The organism is Streptomyces europaeiscabiei (assembly GCF_036346855.1).
Lineage (GTDB): Bacteria > Actinomycetota > Actinomycetes > Streptomycetales > Streptomycetaceae > Streptomyces > Streptomyces europaeiscabiei.
In genome coordinates this window covers 1,284,128-1,304,657 of sequence record NZ_CP107841.1, presented here as the reverse complement: position 1 = coordinate 1,304,657, position 20,530 = coordinate 1,284,128, and the positions used below count along the sequence as shown (strand labels likewise).

General features: G+C 70.0%; 18 protein-coding genes. 15 read left to right on the top strand and 3 right to left on the bottom strand.

Going from position 1 to position 20,530, the window contains the following annotated elements; all coding sequences use genetic code 11:
* The first annotated feature begins 446 nt into the window (after positions 1-446).
* From OG858_RS05890 to OG858_RS05875, 4 genes are all read left to right on the top strand, one after another.
* Positions 447-1,877 carry an endo-1,4-beta-xylanase gene (locus OG858_RS05890; protein WP_327723417.1) on the top strand — a complete coding sequence of 477 codons (1,431 nt, stop codon included), beginning with the start codon at positions 447-449 and terminating at the stop codon, positions 1,875-1,877.
* Between the two features lie 35 nt (positions 1,878-1,912).
* Positions 1,913-3,289: an RICIN domain-containing protein gene (locus tag OG858_RS05885; RefSeq protein ID WP_408059377.1), complete on the top strand. Its 1,377-nt coding sequence runs from the start codon at positions 1,913-1,915 to the stop codon at positions 3,287-3,289.
* Positions 3,290-3,762: 473 nt separating this feature from the next.
* Positions 3,763-4,206: a GntR family transcriptional regulator gene (locus tag OG858_RS05880; protein WP_086747561.1), complete on the top strand. Its 444-nt coding sequence runs from the start codon at positions 3,763-3,765 to the stop codon at positions 4,204-4,206.
* 496 nt (positions 4,207-4,702) lie between these two features.
* Positions 4,703-5,617, top strand: a complete 915-nt coding sequence (locus OG858_RS05875; protein WP_319268595.1) for a VOC family protein — start codon at positions 4,703-4,705, stop codon at positions 5,615-5,617.
* A 486-nt stretch (positions 5,618-6,103) separates the two neighbouring features.
* Here the strand turns inward: OG858_RS05875 and OG858_RS05870 are convergent, their stop codons facing one another.
* The 3 genes from OG858_RS05870 to OG858_RS05860 all read right to left on the bottom strand — a co-directional run bounded on the left by OG858_RS05870 (position 6,104) and on the right by OG858_RS05860 (position 10,082).
* The gene (locus OG858_RS05870) at positions 6,104-7,285 is read right to left on the bottom strand and encodes an adenosylhomocysteinase (RefSeq protein ID WP_327723416.1); all 1,182 of its coding nucleotides are present in this window, start codon (positions 7,283-7,285) and stop codon (positions 6,104-6,106) included.
* Between the two features lie 282 nt (positions 7,286-7,567).
* Positions 7,568-9,148, bottom strand: coding sequence for a phenylacetic acid degradation bifunctional protein PaaZ (gene paaZ, locus OG858_RS05865; protein ID WP_328545079.1), 1,581 nt, complete (start codon positions 9,146-9,148; stop codon positions 7,568-7,570).
* 49 nt (positions 9,149-9,197) lie between these two features.
* Entirely contained in the window at positions 9,198-10,082 is an 885-nt protein-coding gene (locus tag OG858_RS05860; RefSeq protein WP_319268601.1) for a VOC family protein, read from the bottom strand.
* A gap of 81 nt (positions 10,083-10,163) precedes the next feature.
* Between OG858_RS05860 and OG858_RS05855 the strand changes: the two genes are divergently transcribed.
* The 11 genes from OG858_RS05855 (at position 10,164) to OG858_RS05805 (ending at position 20,434) form a co-directional block, all read left to right on the top strand.
* On the top strand, positions 10,164-10,745 hold the full coding sequence (locus OG858_RS05855; RefSeq protein ID WP_086749389.1) for a carboxymuconolactone decarboxylase family protein: 582 nt from the start codon (positions 10,164-10,166) through the stop codon (positions 10,743-10,745).
* Positions 10,742-11,590 carry a fumarylacetoacetate hydrolase family protein gene (locus tag OG858_RS05850; RefSeq protein WP_086749390.1) on the top strand — a complete coding sequence of 283 codons (849 nt, stop codon included), beginning with the start codon at positions 10,742-10,744 and terminating at the stop codon, positions 11,588-11,590. Before OG858_RS05855 ends, OG858_RS05850 begins: the two co-directional genes overlap by 4 nt.
* Before the next feature lie 22 nt (positions 11,591-11,612).
* Positions 11,613-12,152, top strand: a complete 540-nt coding sequence (locus OG858_RS05845; protein ID WP_256960555.1) for a MarR family winged helix-turn-helix transcriptional regulator — start codon at positions 11,613-11,615, stop codon at positions 12,150-12,152.
* Positions 12,153-12,277: 125 nt separating this feature from the next.
* Entirely contained in the window at positions 12,278-12,808 is a 531-nt protein-coding gene (locus OG858_RS05840; protein ID WP_086749391.1) for a cupin domain-containing protein, read from the top strand.
* Entirely contained in the window at positions 12,805-14,028 is a 1,224-nt protein-coding gene (locus OG858_RS05835; protein WP_319268605.1) for a cytochrome P450, read from the top strand. Before OG858_RS05840 ends, OG858_RS05835 begins: the two co-directional genes overlap by 4 nt.
* Positions 14,029-14,051: 23 nt before the next feature.
* Positions 14,052-14,375: a 2Fe-2S iron-sulfur cluster-binding protein gene (locus OG858_RS05830; protein WP_086749393.1), complete on the top strand. Its 324-nt coding sequence runs from the start codon at positions 14,052-14,054 to the stop codon at positions 14,373-14,375.
* Complete coding sequence (locus OG858_RS05825; RefSeq protein WP_328545080.1) at positions 14,372-15,616, top strand: NAD(P)/FAD-dependent oxidoreductase; 1,245 nt, start codon at positions 14,372-14,374, stop codon at positions 15,614-15,616. Before OG858_RS05830 ends, OG858_RS05825 begins: the two co-directional genes overlap by 4 nt.
* Positions 15,613-17,064: a class I adenylate-forming enzyme family protein gene (locus tag OG858_RS05820; RefSeq protein ID WP_328545081.1), complete on the top strand. Its 1,452-nt coding sequence runs from the start codon at positions 15,613-15,615 to the stop codon at positions 17,062-17,064. Before OG858_RS05825 ends, OG858_RS05820 begins: the two co-directional genes overlap by 4 nt.
* A gap of 79 nt (positions 17,065-17,143) precedes the next feature.
* On the top strand, positions 17,144-18,262 hold the full coding sequence (locus OG858_RS05815; RefSeq protein WP_328545082.1) for an alcohol dehydrogenase catalytic domain-containing protein: 1,119 nt from the start codon (positions 17,144-17,146) through the stop codon (positions 18,260-18,262).
* Between the two features lie 97 nt (positions 18,263-18,359).
* Complete coding sequence (locus OG858_RS05810; RefSeq protein WP_086749397.1) at positions 18,360-19,550, top strand: acyl-CoA dehydrogenase family protein; 1,191 nt, start codon at positions 18,360-18,362, stop codon at positions 19,548-19,550.
* Complete coding sequence (locus tag OG858_RS05805; RefSeq protein ID WP_319268613.1) at positions 19,547-20,434, top strand: 3-hydroxybutyryl-CoA dehydrogenase; 888 nt, start codon at positions 19,547-19,549, stop codon at positions 20,432-20,434. Before OG858_RS05810 ends, OG858_RS05805 begins: the two co-directional genes overlap by 4 nt.
* Positions 20,435-20,530: the final 96 nt, after the last annotated feature.

Genomic DNA, 20,530 nt, shown 5'->3' with positions numbered 1-20,530 from the left:
ACGCATGGCTGCATGGCAGAGCCACGCACGACTGCATGGCAGATCCGCGCACAGTTGCACGGCAGATCCGCGCACCAAAGCACCTGCGCCACCCCGTCTCGTTCCGGTGAGGTTCGCACCAGCGCATCGTGGCTCTTCGCGCAGTTGGAGAGGTGTGCGACGCCGCGTGGCGGTCCCCGCCCGAGCCGCCATGGAGTACCCCCATGCCTGTGTCGAAACACCGCCGCCGCCCGCCGTACGTCATCCGCCCGCCGCCCGCCGACCGCCGACCGCCGACCGGGGGCCGTCCGTGCCGGTTGAGATCGTCCCGGTCCCATGACCGCGGTGTCCGGTGATTCCGTGCGGGTGGGGTTCCGGCCCGCCCCGTCCGTCTGCCGAGTGGGAGCGGACGACGCATTCCCCTGCGCTTCGGTCCTTCCGTGATTTTCTACCTTGGAGGCACAGCCATGGGCTCGTATGCCCTTCCCAGACCCGTTGTCCGCCAGAAGATCCGCGGCCTGCTGTTGGCGCTGGTCGTCGGCGTCCTCGCTGCGGTCGCCACACTGGTCGCGCCGCCGACCGCACACGCCGCCGAGAACACGCTCGGCGCCGCGGCGGCGCAGAGCGGCCGCTACTTCGGCACCGCCATCGCCTCGGGCAGGCTGGGCGACTCGGCGTACACGACGATCGCGGGCCGTGAGTTCAACTCGGTGACGGCCGAGAACGAGATGAAGATCGACGCCACCGAACCGCAGCGAGGCCAGTTCAACTTCACCGCCGGTGACCGCGTCTACAACTGGGCGGTGCAGAACGGCAAGCAGGTGCGCGGCCACACCCTGGCCTGGCACTCCCAGCAGCCCGGCTGGATGCAGAGCCTCAGCGGCAGCACGCTGCGCCAGGCGATGATCAGCCACATCAACGGCGTGATGGCCCACTACAAGGGCAAGATCGCCCAGTGGGACGTCGTGAACGAGGCCTTCGCCGACGGCAGTTCGGGAGCCCGGCGCGACTCCAACCTGCAACGCACCGGCAACGACTGGATCGAGGTCGCCTTCCGCACCGCGCGCGCCGCCGACCCGGCCGCCAAGCTCTGCTACAACGACTACAACGTCGAGGACTGGACCTGGGCCAAAACCCAGGCCATGTACGCCATGGTCCGAGACTTCAAGCAGCGCGGCGTGCCGATCGACTGCGTCGGCTTCCAGTCGCACTTCAACAGCGGCAGCCCCTACAACAGCAACTTCCGTACCACCCTGCAGAACTTCGCCGCCCTCGGTGTCGACGTGGCCATCACCGAACTCGACATCCAGGGCGCCCCGGCCACGACCTACGCCAACGTGACGAACGACTGCCTGGCCGTCCCGCGCTGCCTCGGCATCACCGTCTGGGGTGTGCGCGACACAGACTCCTGGCGACCGGAGCACACGCCGCTGCTGTTCAACGGTGACGGCAGCAAGAAGCCCGCCTACGCGGCCGTCCTCAACGCACTCAACGGCGGTTCTCCTACGCCTCCTTCGGGTTCCGGACCGATCAAGGGCGTCGGCTCCGGCCGCTGCCTGGACGTGCCCGGCACCAGTACCACCGACGGCACCCAGCTCAACCTGTGGGACTGCCACAACGGCACCAACCAGCAGTGGACGTACACCTCCGCCGGCGAGCTCAGGGTCTACGGCAACAAGTGCCTGGACGCCGCCGGTGCCGCCACCGGCACCAAAGTCCAGATCTACAGCTGCTGGGGCGGCGACAACCAGAAATGGCGCCTCCACTCCGACGGATCCGTCGTCGGCGTCCAGTCCGGCCTCTGCCTCGACGCCGTCGCAGGCGGCACCGCCAACGGCACCCTGATCCAGCTCCACTCCTGCTCGAACGGCAGCAACCAACGCTGGACCCGCACCTGATGGGACCTGCCACCAACGAGAGAAAGGGTGAATGGATGAAGACCTACGGTGCGGCTTCCCCCGCCCCTCCACGAAGGCGCCGCTGGTGGTTCCGGGTCGCCGCCGTGGTGGCGGCGACCCTCGCGATCGGCATGCTCGCCGCGGTGAATCCGGCGCCCGCCGAGGCGGCGACGGTGGACACCAATGCCTGGTATGTCCTGGTCAATCGCAACAGCGGCAAAGCGCTGGCCGTCTCTGGCGCGGCCACCGCCGACGGCGCGCGGGTCAACCAGTGGACGCGCAACGACGGAGCCAACCAGCAGTGGCAGTTCGTGGACTCAGGCGGCGGCTTCTACCGCCTCAAGGCTCGGCATTCGGGCAAGGTTCTCGACGTGGCCGGAGCCTCGACCGCAGACGGTGCCGCCATCCAGCAGTGGGCAGACGGCAACGGGGCCAACCAGCAGTTCCGCCTGGCCGACTCCGACGCGGGCAACGTCCGGCTGATCAACCGCACCAGCAGCAAGGCGGTGGAGGTGCAGGGAGCCTCCACCACCGACGGCGGCACCGTCGTCCAGTACTCCGACTGGGGCGGCGCCAACCAGCAATGGCAGATGATCAAGCTGTCGTCCGGCGGTGGTGGCGGCGGTGGATGCGGCAGCGCCCCGACGCTGGCGAGCGGTACACACACGATTCAGAGCGGCGGCAAGAGCCGCAGCTTCATCCTCAGGGTTCCCGCCAACTACGACAACAGCCGGCCCTACCGGCTGATCTTCGCGTTCCACTGGCGGGGCGGAACCGCCGGCGAGGTCGCCTCGGGCGGCACGAGCGGGAACGCCTGGTCCTACTACGGCCAACAGGAACAGTCGAACAACGGAGCGATCCTCGTCGCCCCCCAGGGCCTCGGCAACGGCTGGGCCAATGCGGGCGGTGAGGACGTCACCTTCGTCGACGACATGATCCGGCGAATCGAGGGCGGCCTCTGCGTCAACCCGGCACAGCGCTTCGCCACGGGATTCAGCTGGGGCGGCGGTATGAGCTACGCACTCGCATGCAGCCGGGCGAACGTCTTCAGGGCCGTCGCGGTCATTTCCGGCGCTCAGATCAGCGGATGCAGCGGCGGCACTCAGCCCATCGCCTACCTCGGAATCCACGGCGTCGGCGACAACGTCCTCAGCATCGCGCAAGGACGGTCCCTGCGCGACAAGTTCGTCGCCAACAACGGCTGCACCGGCCAAAGCCCGCGCGAGCCCGCCCCGGGCAGCCGAACGCACACCACCACCAGCTACTCGGGCTGCCGTGCCGGATACCCGGTCCAATGGGCCGCCTTCGACGGAGGCCACATACCCGGTCCGGTCGACGGCTCCTCCGGCGAAAGCGGCGTCACCACCTGGACCAAGGCAGAGATCTGGAGGTTCTTCGCACAGTTCCAGTGACACGCCCGCACCACTGAGGAGTGGAGCCAGGGTCACCCTGGCTCCACAGGAGGACGTCGGCCAGTGGATCACCGTAGATCTGTGGGGGCTGATAGCCGATCACCCGTGGTGGACCGGGCTCTTCGTGGTCGGCGGACTGCCCATGCTGCTCCTGCTGGCAGAACCCTGTCAGTCCTGTTGGGTGCCAACGCCTAAGCCGACGCGGATGACACTTTCGTCGCTCCCTCTGGCGATGCGATCGAAAACGATGGGCCCACGGCGAGCACCTCTACGACGTCCTCGGCATCGAAAGCACGGCACAGTGACGCCGGCGCACACGGAGCTGAGTCAGTCCCGGGAGCTCCCGCCTATTGGCCGGTGGTGAAGATCTCACCCGTGGTTTCCGGTGCTCCTGATTACCTGGTGCAGCCCCGCGGAGGCCAGCAAGGATATGTGTATCCACATTCTCGGACCCGGAGTAAGCTCCAGACAGCTTGACGGCCAGGCCCGGAAGGGAAGGCGCGGGTGCGAACGGTGGACGGAACCGGCTTTCCGGAGAGGCTTCCCGGTGTGTCGCGGCCGGTCATGTCGCATCCCGGCGTACAAGCGTCGAGATCCACGACCGCCTGCGGCGGCTGATCCTTGAGGATGTCCTGCCCGTGGGTGCGGAGCTGCGGCAGGCGGAACCGGCCCGCAGGTCCGAGGTCGGTCGCACCCCGCTGCGCGAGGCCTTCCGGATGCTCCAGGAAGAGGGGTTGATCGATACCGGCAATCAACCACCGCGCACGGGTCACCGGGTTGGACGCGGCGGATCTGGACTGTCTGTACGCGGCCCGGATCGCGCTGGAGAGCTTGTGGGTCCGGCTGAGCGCGGGGCGGCTCACACGTTCGTAGGTGCAGGAGGCGTCCGCCCGGCTCCATGGCATGGACAGGGCTGAAGCGGGCGGGATCCGTCGGCCTGGCACGAGGCGCACCGCATGTTCCAGCGGCTGCTCGTGGTGAGCTGCACCCCCTCGGTCCTGCGGACGATCACGTCGTACGCGGAGCGCCGTGAGCGCTATGTGCGGGCCGACCAGGCCCGGTGCCCGGACGCCTTCGCGCAGCGGCGTCAAGGGCACTGCGACCTGTTCACCGCCGTCGTGGCGGGCAGTCCGAACGGGCGGCGCGGCGGACTGCGGGGCATCTGGCGCGAACGGTCGGCTGGGTCCTCGGCGACCTCGCGCCCGACCGTGCCTTGCGTGATGTCGAGCAGGCCCTGGCCGTGGTGTGCGGGCCCGAGGCTGTCCCCGACGGGGAGGCGGCCTGGGGTCCTCGGACGTGCTCGATAGGTGGATTCCCGGGGAGCCCTGGACTTCACGGCCGATAGGTGTACACACTCTATATGGGGTCGGGTGCAGGGACGCACGCCGGTGCCGACATCCCGAGGAGTGACACATGTTGCGTGTGAAAGGCCTTGTGCATTACGGGCTCCAGGTTCCCTCCCTGGAAGTGGGCGAGAGCTTCTACCGGACCTTCGGGCTGGAGACCGCCGAGCGCGGCGATTCCGTGGTGGTCCGATGCGAGGGGCGTGAGCAGGACCAGACGGTTCTCGTCGAGGGGCCGGTGAAGAGGCTCCATCACGTCGCCTTCGCAGTGGAGGAGGGCTCTCTTCCGGAGTGGCAGCGTCATTTGGAAGGGCTGGGGGTGAGGCTGGTCGACGGGCCGGCCGAAGTCGCCGAAGGGCTGTGGTTGCGTGATCACGAGGGCAACCTGATCAATTTGCGTGACGAGCGGCTCGCGCCGTGGCGCGACTTCGGCACGACCGATGCCCACGACGTCAACTTCGGCGACCGGATCCGGCGCGTCGACCAGGCTCGATGGCTCAACGCCGACGAGGCGCCCAAGCCCCGCCGACTGGGACACATGCTGATCTTCAGCTCGGACCTGGACGAGTCCGAGGCCTTCTACGCCCGCACACTCGGACTGCGCCTGTCCGACCGCATCCGGGGTATGGCCACCTTCATGAACTCCGGCCCCGGAGACCACCACGTCTTCGGATTCGTACCCGGCACGCATCCCGGCCTGCACCACTCCAGCTGGGAGGTCGCCGACATCGACCAGATCGCGAGGGGTGCCCAGGCGATGGCGGCGGCCGGGCATCAGCAGGGCTGGGGGCTGGGCCGGCACACCCTCGGATCCAATCTCTTCCACTACGTCAGGGACCCGTGGGGCAGTTGGATCGAGTACTCCAGCGACATGGACCGCATCACGGAGAACTGGAAGGCGAACGACTGGGACTGCCCGCCGGCCGTGTGGAGTCCGGAGATGCCCGCTGACTTCATCGCGAACCAGGAGGAGAAGCCGTTCTGAACCGCTCGGCGGACGGTGTGTGAGCGGGGCATGGCTCGGACCTGCCCCGTTTCGTTGCGACTGAAGTCCGCTCACCCACCCCACCCCACCCCACCCCACCTTGCCCCGGCCCTCACCCCACCTTGCCCCGGCCCTCACCCCACCTTGCCCCGGCCCTCACCCCACCTTGCCCCGGCCCTCACCCCACCTTGCCCCGGCCCTCACCCCACCTTGCCCCGGCCCTCACCCCACCTTGCCCCGGCCCCCGGCCTCTGCCGAACCGGCCCCCGGCCTCTGCCGAACCGGCCCCCGGCCTCTGCCGAACCGAACCGGCCCGGCCCCGGGGCCGGTTCGGCAGAGGGGAGCACGACGAGCCCGCCCGTCCGGTGATCCGTGCTCCGGCCGGTGTCGAACCTTGTGGTCGCCCCTCGACAGGACGGGCTCACCTGCCTGGGGACGGCCGGGCAGGTGAGGTTCCGGTCGCCGTACGTCGCCGTGTGCGGGAACTCAGATACGGGACAGGGTGGCGACCAGATCGGCGGCGATCTGCCGGTCGACGGGCGCGGGCACGGCCTGGACGCCGGAGGCGAGCGACGAGTCGTGACCGGCGGCGATCGCGGCGAGACTGCGCGCCTGCAGGGTGAGGCCGAGGTCCATGGCCTCGATGGGATTGCCCCTGGCGGCCGTCAGGTTGATCATCTTGGTGTCCGCGAGGATCACGATCTCGCGGCCGTCGTGCAGACGGTGCACGGCGCGTTCCTGCCCGCTGGGTCCGGAACGGTGTACGGAGGCCGTGTGCTCGGCGAGCACGTTCGCGTTCAGTTCCCAGGGCATGTGTCCGACACCGGCGACGATGGCCCCGTCCCGCAGGGCCCCGAGCTCCGCCGCACCGATGACACCGGGATGGCCGGTGGCCAGGAAGAGGAACCGGGTACGCGGGAGCAGGTCGACGAGTTCGCCGACCTGGTGGCCCGCCATCACGGCCTCCAGCGCGCGGTAGGGGTCGGTGTCGGCGACGGAGACGCGGGCGCCGAGGTGGGCGAGGGTGTCGGCGACGCCGCGTCCGCAGGGGCCGTAGCCGACGACGGTGGCGTGGGCGCCCGGGATCATGAGGTTGGTGGCGTTCATGAAGCCCTGGACGACGCTCTGGCCGACACCGAACTCGTTCTCCACGAGCAGCTTGAGGCGGCTGTCGTTGATGACGATCACCGGGAAGTCCGGCTGCGCGTCCCAGGAGCGGATACGCAGGCCGCCGGTCGTGGTCTCCTCGGTGGCGCCGACCAGACCGGGCAGGCCGCCACGGGCGAGAACGCCCTCGATCAGGTCGGCGCCGTTGTCGAGAATGAGGTCGGGCTGTGCGTCCAGGACGCGCGCGACGTTGTCGCGGTGCTGGGCGAGGTCGTCGGAACGGTGGCCGACGACCGTGACGCCGTAGTCGCGCAGCGCGTCCGCCGTGTCCTCCTGAGTGGTACCGGGGGACCCGGTGAGGACGATCTCGGCGCCGGCCTCGGCGAGGTAGCCGACCAGTACGGCGGTCTTGGGTTCGATGTGCAGGCAGATGCCGATGCGGCGGCCCGCGAACGCCGCCGCGTGCGTCCGCATGGTGGCTGCCAGCATCGGCATGTGGCGGGCGGCCCACCGCGTGCCGTCGTGCGGGATCGGGAAGTGGGCAGGGGAGAACTGGGACATGGTGAAGTTCCTTGGCTGTGAAGGACGAGGACAGGGCACCTCAGGTGCCGTGGAGCCGGAGCCGAGGACACACGTGTGCCCTCGACGTCGGGTGCCTCGTCAGCCGTAGAACTCGCTGCGGAAGGAGTGGTCGCCGAAGATCCACAGATGGCGGCTCCCCTGGCTCGTGTTCATGGGAACCTCCTCTCCGTGATCTGCGGAGGCATGACTCTGCTCTCCCGAATCAAGTTATACGCATAACTTGGGTGGGACAAGACGTGTACAGGTCCGGCCCGCAAGACGTCAGGCGTCGTCCGAAGGTGAGGACGACGGGGTGCTCCGCAGCGAGTCGAGAACCCGTGGCGAGGCCTGAAGCGCCGTGCGCTGCATGAGGTCCACGACACCACGGGTGCCTGCCATCTCCGATCCGCCGCCGGCCCGGCCGGGACCCCCGTGCTTCAGGGCCGGAAGCGGCGATCCGTGGCCGGTGGTCTGCGCCATGTTCGTCGAGTCCAGCAGGTGCATTCGCCCGTGCCAGGGAGCCGCCGCTCGGACGAAGGCGGTCGTCCAGGCGAGATCGTCACCGACCACGGAGGCCACGAGGCTGCCCCGTCCGCGCGCCAGCAGGTTCGTCGCGTGGGCCGTGTCGCGGTAGGCCAGCACGGTCGCGGCCGGTCCGAACGGCTCCACCTCGTGCGGTGCGGCGGCGTCCGGGTCGGCGGAGACGAGAAGGGTGTCGAGGAACGCCCCCCGATCGGGGTCGGCGTCGATCGGGCGCACCTTCTCGGGGTCGCCGTGGACGAACCGGCCGGACTCGGCGATCTTCCGCACCGCCTGTCGTACGTCGTCGCGTTGGGCGAGGCTGACGACAGGCCCCATCCGCACACCCTCCGAGGCGGGGTTCCCGATGGCGACACCGGCGAGCTCGGCGGCGATCGCGTCGAGCGCTGTGGCCTCGTGCTCGCGCGGGACGAGGACACGGCGGATCGCGGTGCACTTCTGACCCGCCTTGACGGTCATCTCGGTCACCACCTCGCGTACGAACGCCTCGAACAGCGGGGAACCCGGGGTGACGTCCGGGGCCAGGACGATGGCGTTGACGGAGTCGGCCTCGGCGTTGAAACGGACGGAACGGGCCACCATGCCGGGGTGTGTGCGCAGCGTCGCTGCCGTGGCGGCGGAGCCGGTGAAGGAGAGGACGTCCTGCTCGCCCAGCAGGTCGAGGGCCGGGCGGACCGAGCCGACGACCATCTGCAGGGCTCCGGGCGGGAGTACGGCGGCGTCGGTGACGATCCGGACCAGGTGCTCGGTGAGGTACGCGGTCGGGGTGGCCGGCTTCACCACGCTGGGCATGCCCGCCAGCAGTGCCTGGGCGAGCTTCTCCAGCGGCGCCCACACCGGGAAGTTGAAGGCGTTCACCTGAAGCATCAGGCCGGGGGAGGGGCTGACGAGATGGACACCCAGGAAGTCCTCGCCCCGGGCGAGGCGTTCGGCGGGACCTTCCACGAGGTGGGGTGAGTCGGGCAGCTCGGTGCGGGCGCGGGCCGCGTGGTCGCGCAGGACACGGATGCCGCCGTCGACGTCGTAGCGGGCGTCGTTGAGGGTGGCTCCGGCGCGGATCGAGAGGGCGTAAAGCTCTTCACGGCGGGCGCGGACGGCCGTGGCGAGCGCGTCCAGGAGATCGGCGCGCTGGTGGAACGTCAGTGCCCGCAGGGCTGTGCCGCCGACGCGGCGCGCGTGGTCGAACGCGCCCGCGAGGTCCAGGCCTTGGGAGGAGACGCGGCAGACCGTCCTGCCGGTGACAGCGTCGTGCACGTCAACTGCATTCGAACCGGCGGCGGATGGCGTGAGCCAGATGTCCTGCAGATAGCTCTCGAGAAGCATGGGATACGGCCCGCTTTCTTTCGGAGGGGTCGAGGAACGCGAAGTCGGACTACGGGACCGGGTGATGACCCCAGATGTCGGCCGTGTACGTACGGCTGACCCAGGTGCTCTCGTCGACCTGCACGCCGCCCGCGCCGATCTCGATGCCGAAGCCGGCGGGTGAGGTCATGTAGAACGAGAACATCCCGTCGTTGGCGTGCTTGCCGAGCGTGGCCATGAGTTCGACGTCGTGCTCGCGCGTGCGGTCCAGGGCGCGGCCGACCTCCTCCGGGGTGGTCACCTCGCACAGGATGTGGTGGGTGCCCTCGTTCTTGTACGAGCGGATGAAGGCGACGCTGTGGTGCCTCGGATTACAGCCGAGGAAGTAGAAGGTTCCCCACGGGTAGTCGGCGGTGTCGCTGAGCCGGAAGCCCAGGACGTCGCAGTAGAAGTCGACCGCCTCCTGGACGTGCGGCGTCTTCATCACCACGTGCCCGAGCCCCTGCTCCCCGGTCACGAAGTCGACGCCCAGCGGCGACACGAACTGGCTGGGGGCCAGGCGGCGGCCGCAGAACAGCTCGGTGCGGATACCGAGCGGGCCGCCGAAGTGCACCATGCGGGTCACCTGGCGGTCCAGGCACTCCTCCTCGGTGCCCGCCGTGACGTCGACGCCGGCCTCCTTGAGCCGACCCGTCATCGCGTCGATCGCCGCCCCGTCCCGGACCTCCCAGCCGATGACCGTCACGCCCCCGGTCTCCGCCTCGGTCAGCCACATGCGGAACGGATGCTGGTCCATCCGCAGGCGATAGCGCGCGGGCCCTTGGCCCGGGGTGGAGCCGCTGTCGGATGCGGCTCCGGGTTCGACCGCGAGGCCGATCACCGTGCGGGCGTACTCCGCCCACGCCGTCGGATCGGGCGCGCCGATCCCTACGTAACCAAGGCTCTGGATCGTCATGCCGAAGACGATATTTGTTAGACCCTTGACGGTCAAGGCTCTGACTAATACGTTGACGCCATCGAGCCGAGGAGGACTCCGATGTCGGAGAAGCCCCGCCTGCAACCCGTCGACGAGGCCGACCTGCAGGAGAAGACACTGGCGTCACTGGCGCCCTACCGTGACCAGGACGGCCGGATCTACACGATCTGGGCGACCCTGGCCCACCACGAGGACGCGCTGCGCCGCTACCTCGTCTTCAGTAACCACGTGCTGGGCAAGAACACCCTGCCGCTGAGGTCCCGGGAACTGATGATCCTTCGGATCGCCGCCCGGGCGCAGGCTGCCTACGAATGGGACCAGCACGTCCGCATCGCCCGCCGCGCGGGCCTCGCCGACGAGACGATCCTGGCCGCCGCCGCCGGCGACTGGGACGGCCTCGACGACCTCGACCGGGTACTGCTCACGACCACCGACTCACTCGTCGACCGGCAGGGCGTCGACGACGAACTGTGGACCCGGCTGGCCGCGCACCTGAGCACCGAGCAGGTCATCGACGTCCTCTACACCGTCGGTCAGTACCTGACCATCGCCACCGTCATCAACACGCTCGGCGTCCGGACGGAGGGCGACCTCGCGCTTCCCCTCCCCCGGCCCGCCGCCCGGAAGGAAGTACCCGCATGAAGCTCGCCAACCTCGCCGGCCGTCCCGTCCTCGTGCGGGGCGAGCGCGCCCTGGACATCGCGGACGCGAGCAAGGGAGCGATCGAGCCGCGCCCGGAGGTCCTGTCCGACCTGTCTCTCCACGAGGAGCTGCGCGCGCTCGCCGAGCGCGTCGACGAGGCGGACTGGAAGCCGTTCGAGCCGAGTGACCTGGGCCGGGTCGCCAAGCCGTACAAGGCGATCGGGGTGGCGCTCAACTACCGTGCGCACGCAGAGGAGTCCAACCTCCCCGTGCCCGACGAACCTTCCGTCTTCGCCAAGTTCGCCTCGTCCGTCGTCGGTCCCTACGACCGGATCGTCGTGGAGCCGCAGTACGACAAGGTCGACTACGAGGCCGAACTCGTCGTGGTGATGGGCAGGGTGGGCAAGAACATCTCCGAGGCCGACGCCTGGTCCTACGTCGCGGGCGTGACCGCCGGGCAGGACGTCAGCGACCGGCGGGAGCAGTGGCGCAAGCCGATCAACCAGTTCACGCTGCCGAAGTCGTACGACACCTTCAGCCCGATCGGCCCCTACCTGGTGACCGTCGACGAGTTCGAGGACCCGGACGACATCGAGGTGGCCGGGTGGGTCGACGAGCTCGAAGTGCAGCGGGGTCGCACCTCGGACCTGATCTTTCCGGTGCCCGCGCTGATCGCCTGGTTGTCGAAGCGCGTGACGTTCGAGCCCGGTGACCTGATCTTCACCGGCACGCCGGCCGGCTGCGGTGTCCGCCGCACTCCGCGGCTGTACCTGACCGAGGGCAAGGTCCTGCGCACCGAGGTCACCGGCGTGGGCACTATGGTCAATCCGGTCGTGGCCGGCTAGGCAGAGGGAAGGGCGGGAGACCGTGACGGACACCGTGCGCGAGACGGGGGCCGGCGTGAGCCGGACCCGGGAGTTCTCGGAGTTGCTGCGCCACCACCATCGTGAACTGGGCACGACAGACCCCCGGGACCTCGACGCGATCGAAATGGTCACCGACCTCACCCGCCTCGAGGCCCGGCTCACCAAGGACTTCGAGAAGCACGTCCACCGGCCGCTCGGCCTGACCTGGGCGGGCTTCCGCATCCTGAACGCCCTGTGGATCTACGGCCCGCTCGGCCAGCAGGACATCGGCAGGGTCTCCGGCTCCACCCGCGCCAGCATCTCCAGCGCGCTCGCGACCCTGGAAAGCCGGGGCCTGGTCACTCGCGAGCGGGTCGAGTCCGACCGGCGCCAGCTGTTCGTCGAACTCACCCCGGAGGGCCGCGAGACGCTTCGCCGGGCCATCGAGGCCCAGACCGAGCGAGAGCGCGCCTGGACCGGCGTACTCCGTGACGACCAGCTCGGTGAGCTGGTACATCTGCTGCGTACGCTGGTGCATCAGGAGACCCCGCCCGCAGAGTGACCGGGCCCTGGGGGACCGGCCACCCACCACCTCGTGCGGAGCCGCCTGAAGGCGACCGCCGAAATCAGTTAGAACCTTTACCGTCAAGCATCTGACAGTAGGTTGGTTTCTCAAGGGAGAGAATCATGGTCCGTCGAATCGTCACCGGTGTCAGCCCGAGCGGCAAGCCCGTGATCGTCAGCGACGGCGAGCCGCCGCGTACCAATCAGTCCGTCCATACCCCCGGCTTCGCACGCTCCCTCGTGTGGAACACTGCGGCTCCCGCCGTCCCGTCGGCCGATCCGACGGCATCCCTGCACTCCTTCGTCCCCGCGCCGGGCGAGACGGTCGCGCTGACCGTCACCTTCGCGCCCGCCGGTGTCTACGCCGACCCCGGCTGGGACCCCGCCGCCGCGGCGGCCGAGCAGCTGGAGTTCAGCCCCGGTCTCGCCGAGCTCTTCGAGCCCGACAACCCGGGCATGCACACGACGCCCACCGTCGACTACGGAGTCGTGCTCTCCGGCGAGCTGGTCCTCGACCTCGACGGCGGCGAGACCGCGGTCCTCAAGCCCGGCGACATCGTCGTGCAGAACGCCACGCGCCACGCCTGGCGCAACAACGGCACCGAGCCCGCCACGGCGTTCTTCGTCCTGATCGGCGCGGGCGCCACGCCATGAGCACCGCGAAGACGGCGGCACCCGGCGCGCCCGTCGTCGAGCTCGACCTGGCCGAGCTGCGCCGTGACCCGTATCCCGCCTACGCCGAGCTGCGCCGCACCGCACCGCTCGCCTGGGTCCCGTCCATCGGGCGCCACCTGCTGACCCGGTACGAGGACATCGTCCACGCCGAGAAGCTGCCCGAGGTGTTCAGCTCCCGCGAGGACGGCTCGCTGCTGCTGCGCACGGTCGGCCCGAACATGCTCCGCGAGGACGACCCCGAGCACCGGCGGCTGCGGGCCGCCGCCGAGCCGCCGACCCGTCCCCGCCAGGTCCGCGACCAGTGGGCGGCTTCCTTCGAGCGCACCGCCCACGAGCTGCTGGACCGCATCGCCGGCCGCGGCGAGGCCGACCTCATCGCCGACTTCGCCGAGCCGCTCGTCGCCACCAACCTGGCCCTGGTGCTGGGCCTGCGCGACGTCGGCGCAGACGACATCGCCGACTGGTCGCGGGCGATGATGGCCGGCAACGGCAACTACGCCGACGACGCGGACCTCTGGCGCCGTGCCGAGCAAGCGACCCGGGCCATCGAGGAAGCGGTGGCCGAGACGGCCGAGGCCGTACGCCGTGAGCCGGACGGCTCGGTGATCTCCTCCATGGTCCAAGCGGCCGAGCCGCTGGAGCTCGCCGAGATCCAGAACAACATCAAGGTCATCGTCGGCGGAGGCGTCAACGAGCCGCGCGACGTCTTCGGCGTCGGCGCCCAGGCGCTCCTGCAACGCCCCGAGGTACTGGAGAAGGTGCTGGGGGACCCGGCGTCCTGGAAACGGGTCTTCGAGGAGACCGCCCGCTGGATCTCGCCGATCGGCATGTACCCCCGCCAGCTCACCAAGGACTACGAGATCGCCGGCGTCACCCTGCCCGCCGGCAGCCGCGTCGCCCTCGTCATCGCCTCCGGCAACCGGGACGAGTCGGTCTTCGAGCGGGCCGACGAGTTCGACCCGGACCGACCGCACCGCCCTCACCTCGCGTTCGGCGGCGGTCCGCACTTCTGCATGGGCGCGTGGGTCGCGCGCCACGAGGTCAGCGCGATCGCCTGGCCCCTCGTCTTCAGCCGTCTGAAGGGACTGCGCCTCGTCGAAGGCGCGACAGCATCCGACAGCGGCTCCGGCGCGGGCCGCATGGACGGCTGGGTGTTCCGCGGACTCACCTCACTGAACGTCACCTGGCAAGCCCTCTGAGCCGTCCCCATCGGGAGAACTCCATGCCCACCGTCATCTTCCGGTCGCCCGACGGGACCGAACGCAAGGTCACCGCCGAATCAGGGACCGTCCTCATGCAGGCGGCCGTCTCGAACGGCGTCGAGGGCATCGTCGCCGAGTGCGGAGGCAACGCCTCCTGCGCCACCTGCCACGTCTACGTCGCCGACGCCCAGTCCCAACTGGTGGGGCCGCCCGGCGACATCGAGGACGAGATGCTGGACTTCACCGCCGCCGAACGCCGGCCCACCAGCCGGCTCAGCTGCCAGATCCAGCTCTCCGACGCGCTCGAAGGCCTGGTTGTCCATGTGCCCGAGGAGCAGGTATGACGAGCACAGCAGCGGGCGTGGTCGTCGTCGGTGGTGGGCAGGCCGGTTTCAGTGTCGCCTCGACGCTGCGCGCATCCGGCTACGACGGCCCCGTCACCGTGTGCGCCGCGGAACCCCATCTGCCCTACCAGCGGCCCCCGTTGTCGAAGAAGGCACACACCGAGCCGAACGGCGTACGCGTCGAACTGGTGCCGGAGTCCTTCTACGGCGAGCGGGACATCGACCTCCGGCTCGGCGACGATGTGATCGCCCTCGACACCGAGGCCCGCACGGTCCTCACCCGGGCCGGCGTCCGTCTCTCCTACGACCACCTGGTGCTGGCGACGGGCGCGCACAACCGTCGGTTGCCCGTCCCCGGCGCCGAACTGGCCGACGTCCACGCCCTGCGCTCCCTCGACGACGCCCTGACGATCGGCCGGGCGCTGGAGACGGCCCGTGACGTGGTGGTCGTCGGCGGCGGGTTCATCGGTCTTGAGCTGGCCCGGGTCGCCCTGGACCGCGGCGCCCGCGTGACCGTCGTGGAACTGGCCGACCGGCTGCTGAGCCGGGCCGTGTCGCCGGAACTGGAACCGCGACTGCGGGAACGGCACGAGCGCGCCGGTGTCCGGGTGCTCACCGGGACCGCCGTACGCGCCCTCGAAGGCGCGGGACGGGTCGAGCGGGTCGTCACCTCCCACGGCGTGCTGCCCGCCGACCTGGTGGTCTACGGCATCGGCGCGGTGCCCAGGGACGAACTCGCCCGGGAGGCCGGGCTGGAGGTGGGCGACGGCGTGGTCGTGGACGAGCAGTTGCGCTCGGTCACCGATCCGCGGGTCTCGGCCGTCGGCGACTGCGCCCGGCATCCGCATCCGCGCGCGGAGGGGCTGGTGCGGCTGGAGTCCGTGCAGAACGCCATCGACCAGGGGATGCTGGTGGGCCGTCGTATCGCGGGGTCACCTGCCTCGTACGAGAGCCTGCCGTGGTTCTGGAGCGACCAGGGCGACGTCAAGTTGCAGATCGCCGGGCTGCGTTCTCCTTCCGACGAAGTGCTGCTGATGCCGGGTGAATCCCCCGAGCGGCTGGCCACGTATGCGTTCCGTTCGGACCGGCTCGTGGCTGTCGAGACGCTGAACTGGCCCGCCGAGCACCTGGCCGCCCGCCGGCTGCTGGAGCGGCACACGCCGGTGTCGGCCGCCGACCTGACCGGGACGACCCTCGGCGCGCTCGCCCGCGCCGGACGCACCACGGAGGTGAGGACATGACCAGCACCTTCGGCGCGCACCTCGCCGTCGGCGCGGCCGAGGCCGGCCACCGGATCGCCCTCGTCTTCGAGGACCGGACCTGGACCTACGCCGAACTCGACCTCGCGGTACGGCGCACCATCGCCCGGCTCGACAAGGTCGGGGTGCGCAAGGGCGATCGGGTGGTGATGCAGGGGGCGGCCCGGCCTGAGGCGTTGATCACGCTGTTCGCGGTGACGCGTATGGGGGCGGTGCTCGTACCACTGCACCCACAGACGACCGACGGCGAACTCGCCGTCGTGTGCGAGGAGACCGGCCCGACGGCCCTGGTCGCCGACGAGACGTTCCCGCCGGTCTCCGGTCTCCGCCTGGCCTGGGAGGAACTGCACCCCGCGGACGACGGACCCGAGGCGGTCGCGCACGCCACCCCCGTCGGCTCCGACATCGCGATCATCGCGTTCACGTCCGGCACCTCCGGCCGTCCCAAGGGCGTGGCACTGACCCACGACAACCTGTACTGGAGCATGGTGGGCGGGCTGGCGCGCCTGCCCTTCGGCGCGGACGACACCGCGCTCGTCTCCACCCCGCTGGCGCATGTCGCCGTGCTGGGCGGGCTTCCGCAGTACACATGGGCGAGGCGCGGCACGGTGATCCTGGCTCCGCGCTTCGAACCGGACCTCTTCATCGACCTGGTCCGCGACCACAAGGTCACCTGCGCCTTCGCCGTACCGGCCATGTCCGCCCTGCTGGCCCGCCACCCCCGGTTCGGCAGCGAGGACCTGGACACCCTGCGCTGGATCCTCTCCGGCGGCTCACCCGCCCAGACCGCCACCCGCGAGCAGTTCCGGGCACGCGGGGTCGGCGTGGTCAACTCCTACGGCCTGACCGAGACGGCGGCCGGGGTGACCTACTCCGCGCCCGACGAGCCGGCCGCCTCCACCGGATCGCCCGTCCCGCAGATCGAGCTGCGGGTCGTGGACACGGCCGGATCAGCCGTTCCGGCGGACGTGGCCGGTGAGATCCGGGCGCGCGGGCCTTCGGTGGCGGCCGAGTACTGGAGCACCTCCGGGCCGGTGCCCGTGACCGACGAGGAGGGCTGGTTCCACACCGGCGACCGGGGGCTGTTCGACACGGAGGGCAGGCTCTCGGTGGTCGGGCGGCTCAAGGACACCATCATCACCGGCGGAGAGAACATCGATCCCACCGAGGTCGAGAACGCGCTCGCCGACTTCCCGGGTGTCGTCGAAGTCGCGGTCTCCGGGGCGCCGGACCCGGTCTGGGGCGAGCTGGTTACCGCTTTCCTGGTCACCGACTCCGGCGCCCCCACCCTGGACGACATCCGCGCCCACCTCGACGGCAGGCTCGCCCGGCACAAGTGGCCCCGGCGGCTGTCCGTCGTACCCGCCCTGCCCCGCGGGGCCACCGGAAAGCTGCAGCGCGCGCGGCTGACGACGCTGCTGGACAACTGACCCACCTTCCACAACTCCCAGGGACCGCGCCTCTGTTGGCGCTGTCTCCCTCAGTCGTACCCGAACCCGAGGAGACGCCATGAGTGCGACCATGCGAGCCGCGCGGATGCACGCCGTCGGTGAGCCGATGAGAATCGACGAGGTTCCCCTTCCCGAGCCCGGCCCCGGTGACGTCCGCGTGGCCGTCCACGCCGTCAACATCGTTCCGAACCTCGCCAACATCCTGAACATGTGGACCACCTGGTTCCCGCACAGCCCCCTGCCGACCCTGCCGGCCATCTTCGGTCTCGACCCGGCGGGTGTGGTCGAGTCCGTCGGCGCGGGCGTCCAGGCGTTCAAGCCGGGCGACCGCGTGTACGTCAACCCGGGCCGCTCCTGCGGGTCCTGTCGCTCCTGCCGCAGCGGCGACTCGATCAACTGCGCCAGCTACGCCTTCGCCGGATACTTCGGTTTCTCGTCGACCGCCGTGGACCTGCTCGACCGCTACCAGGGCGGCCTCGCCGAGTACATGGTGGCCCCCGCGTACAGCCTGGTGAAGCTGCCCGACTCACTCTCCTTCGAGGCCGCCGCCCGCTTCGGCTACATCGGCACCATGTACTCGGCGCTGCGCAAGGCCGAGGCCGGGCCGGGCAAGAGGATCCTGATCAACGGCATCAGCGGCACCCTCGGCATCGCCGCCGCGCTCCTCGCGCCCGCCATGGGCCTCACCCATGTGTACGGCACCGGCCGGGACAGAGCCCTGCTCGACCAGGTCGGCAAGCTCGCGGGCGGCCGGCTGCGCCTGCACTCCCTGGACGACGGCCCGCTCGACGACTGGATCCGCGGGGAGACCGGCGGCTACGGCGTCGACATCTACATCGACGCCCTCGGTCCGGGTGCCCCGCACGAGACGTTCCGGGCGGGCATGCGGGCGATGGCACGCGGTGGCATCGCCGTCAACATCGGTGCCGTCGCCGGTGATCTGCCGATCGACATCCACCGGATGATGGACCAGCAGCTGCGACTGATGGGCTCGGCCTGGTTCACCTCCGCCGAGGGCCAGACCATGGCCGACATGGCGGAGGCCGGCCTGCTGGACCTGAGCCCGTTGGAGCACCACGTGTACCCCCTGGACCAGGTCAACGAGGCCATCGGCGGGATCGCCGTGCGCAACGGAGGCTTCAGCAACTTCGTCATCAGCCCGACCGCCACCCCGTGAGCGACCAGGCGGCCTCCCACCGGCCGGAGGCCGCCGGCCCTCCCCTGAACGGCGGCCTCCCCTCACCTCGTAACCTCCCGAACCCTGGAGACACCTGATGCACGCCCAGCACGCCCCACGCCCGGCCGACCCTCTCGACCTCGTCGAGCTCGACAGCCTGCTGACCCCGGACGAGCGCGCCGTCCGCGATACCGTCCGCACGTTCTGCGACCGGCGTGTGGATCCCCACATCGCCGAGTGGTTCGAACAGGGCGCGATCGAGGACATCCGCGGCCTGACCAAGGAACTCGGCGAACTCGGCCTGCTGGGTATGCATTTGGAGGGCTACGGCTGTGCGGGCATGAGCGCCGTGGACTACGGTCTCGCCTGTCTGGAACTGGAGGCTTCCGACTCCGGGCTGCGCTCCCTGGTGTCGGTCCAGGGCTCGCTGGCCATGTACGCGATCCACGCCTTCGGCTCGGAGGAGCAGAAGGAGGAGTGGCTGCCCCGCCTCGCCGCCGGCACCGCCATCGGCTGCTTCGGACTCACCGAGCCCGACTCGGGCTCCGACCCGGGCAGCATGCGCACCGCGGCCCGCCGCGACGGCGAGGACTGGGTCCTCGACGGCCGCAAGATGTGGATCACCAACGGGTCGGTGTCCGACGTGGCCGTCGTCTGGGCCCGTACGGACGACGGCGTGCGCGGCTTCGTCGTCCCGACCGACACCCCGGGCTTCTCGGCCCCCGCGATCAAGCACAAGATGTCCCTCAGAGCCTCGGTCACCAGCGAACTCGTGCTGGATGCGGTACGGCTGCCCGGATCCGCGGTGCTGCCCGGGGTACGGGGGCTGCGCGGCCCACTGTCCTGCCTGAACGAGGCGCGCTACGGCATCGCGTGGGGTGCGATGGGCGCCGCCCGGTCGGCTTTCCGGACCGCGCTGGCCTATGCTGGCGACCGCGTCCAGTTCGACCGCCCGATCAGCTCCTTCCAGCTGACCCAGGCCAAGCTCACCGACATGTCGGTGGAGTTGACCAAGGGCACGCTGCTCGCCTTCCACCTCGGGCGCATCAAGGACGACCGAGGACTCCGCCCCGAGCAGGTCAGCTACGGCAAGCTCAACAACACCCGTTCCGCGTTGGAGATCTGCCGCACCGCCCGGACGATCCTCGGCGCCAACGGCATCTCGCTGGAGTACCCGGTGATCCGGCACGCCAACAACCTGGAGTCGATCCTCACCTACGAGGGCACCGTGGAGATGCACACCCTGATGATCGGGCAGGCGCTGACGGGCCAGGCGGCGTTCCGGTGAGTGATGGGCCGTCGCCCGGTATCCGCCGCGTCGGTGTCGTCGGCTGCGGTCTGATGGGCGCGGGTATCGCCGAGGTCTGCGCCCGGGCCGGGCTGGACGTGGTCGTGCACGAGGTGAGCGCGCACGCCGCCGAGGCCGGCCGGTCCCGGATCGCCGGCTCGCTGGAGCGCGGCGTACGGCGTGGCAAACTCTCCGGGACGGAACGCGACGCCGCCCTCGACCGGGTGCGGGTCACCACCGACCTGGCGGACCTGGCCGACCGGGACCTGGTGGTGGAGGCGGCGACGGAGGACGAGAAGGTCAAGGTCGCGCTGTTCGCCGAGCTCGACCGGGTCGTCACCCGCGAGGACGCGCTGCTCGCGTCGAACACCTCTTCCCTGCCCATCATGAAACTGGGCATGGCCACGGCACGCCCGCATCAGGTGATCGGAGTGCACTTCTTCAACCCGGTGCCGGTGCTGGAACTGGTGGAGATCGTTCCGTCACTGTTGACCGCTCCTCAGACCCAGCTCCGAGCCGAGCACTTCGTCACCCGGGTGCTCGGCAAGAAGGTGATACGGGCCCAGGACCGGGCCGGGTTCGTGGTGAACGCCCTGCTGGTGCCCTACCTGCTCTCCGCGATCCGGATGCTGGAGTCGGGCCATGCCTCCGCGGACGACATCGACACCGGCATGGTCCTCGGCTGCGCACACCCCATCGGCCCGCTGAGCCTGGCCGACCTGATCGGCCTGGACACCCTCACCGCCATCGCCGACGCGATGTACGCGGACTTCAAGGACCCGCAGCACGCCCCGCCGCCCCTGCTGCAGCGCATGGTGGAGGCCGGTCTGCTCGGCCGTAAATCCGGCCGCGGCTTCCACGACTACTCCGAGAAGGGCAACTGACCACATGACACAGGAAGTACGCGGCGTGATCGCTCCGCAGCAGGGTGGCCACCCACGGCTGAGCTGACTTCGGCACCTGGCTCAGCAAGTTTCTTG

Bases quoted from the DNA above. Each gene is read 5' to 3' on its own strand.
- OG858_RS05890 (WP_327723417.1), top strand. From the start codon at position 447: ATGGGCTCGTATGCCCTTCCCAGACCCGTTGTCCGCCAGAAGATCCGC.
- OG858_RS05885 (WP_408059377.1), top strand. From the start codon at position 1,913: ATGAAGACCTACGGTGCGGCTTCCCCCGCCCCTCCACGAAGGCGCCGC.
- OG858_RS05875 (WP_319268595.1), top strand. From the start codon at position 4,703: ATGTTGCGTGTGAAAGGCCTTGTGCATTACGGGCTCCAGGTTCCCTCC.
- OG858_RS05870 (WP_327723416.1), bottom strand. From the start codon at position 7,285: ATGTCCCAGTTCTCCCCTGCCCACTTCCCGATCCCGCACGACGGCACG.
- paaZ (WP_328545079.1), bottom strand. From the start codon at position 9,148: ATGCTTCTCGAGAGCTATCTGCAGGACATCTGGCTCACGCCATCCGCC.
- OG858_RS05860 (WP_319268601.1), bottom strand. From the start codon at position 10,082: ATGACGATCCAGAGCCTTGGTTACGTAGGGATCGGCGCGCCCGATCCG.
- OG858_RS05855 (WP_086749389.1), top strand. From the start codon at position 10,164: ATGTCGGAGAAGCCCCGCCTGCAACCCGTCGACGAGGCCGACCTGCAG.
- OG858_RS05850 (WP_086749390.1), top strand. From the start codon at position 10,742: ATGAAGCTCGCCAACCTCGCCGGCCGTCCCGTCCTCGTGCGGGGCGAG.
- OG858_RS05840 (WP_086749391.1), top strand. From the start codon at position 12,278: ATGGTCCGTCGAATCGTCACCGGTGTCAGCCCGAGCGGCAAGCCCGTG.
- OG858_RS05835 (WP_319268605.1), top strand. From the start codon at position 12,805: ATGAGCACCGCGAAGACGGCGGCACCCGGCGCGCCCGTCGTCGAGCTC.
- OG858_RS05830 (WP_086749393.1), top strand. From the start codon at position 14,052: ATGCCCACCGTCATCTTCCGGTCGCCCGACGGGACCGAACGCAAGGTC.
- OG858_RS05825 (WP_328545080.1), top strand. From the start codon at position 14,372: ATGACGAGCACAGCAGCGGGCGTGGTCGTCGTCGGTGGTGGGCAGGCC.
- OG858_RS05820 (WP_328545081.1), top strand. From the start codon at position 15,613: ATGACCAGCACCTTCGGCGCGCACCTCGCCGTCGGCGCGGCCGAGGCC.
- OG858_RS05815 (WP_328545082.1), top strand. From the start codon at position 17,144: ATGAGTGCGACCATGCGAGCCGCGCGGATGCACGCCGTCGGTGAGCCG.
- OG858_RS05810 (WP_086749397.1), top strand. From the start codon at position 18,360: ATGCACGCCCAGCACGCCCCACGCCCGGCCGACCCTCTCGACCTCGTC.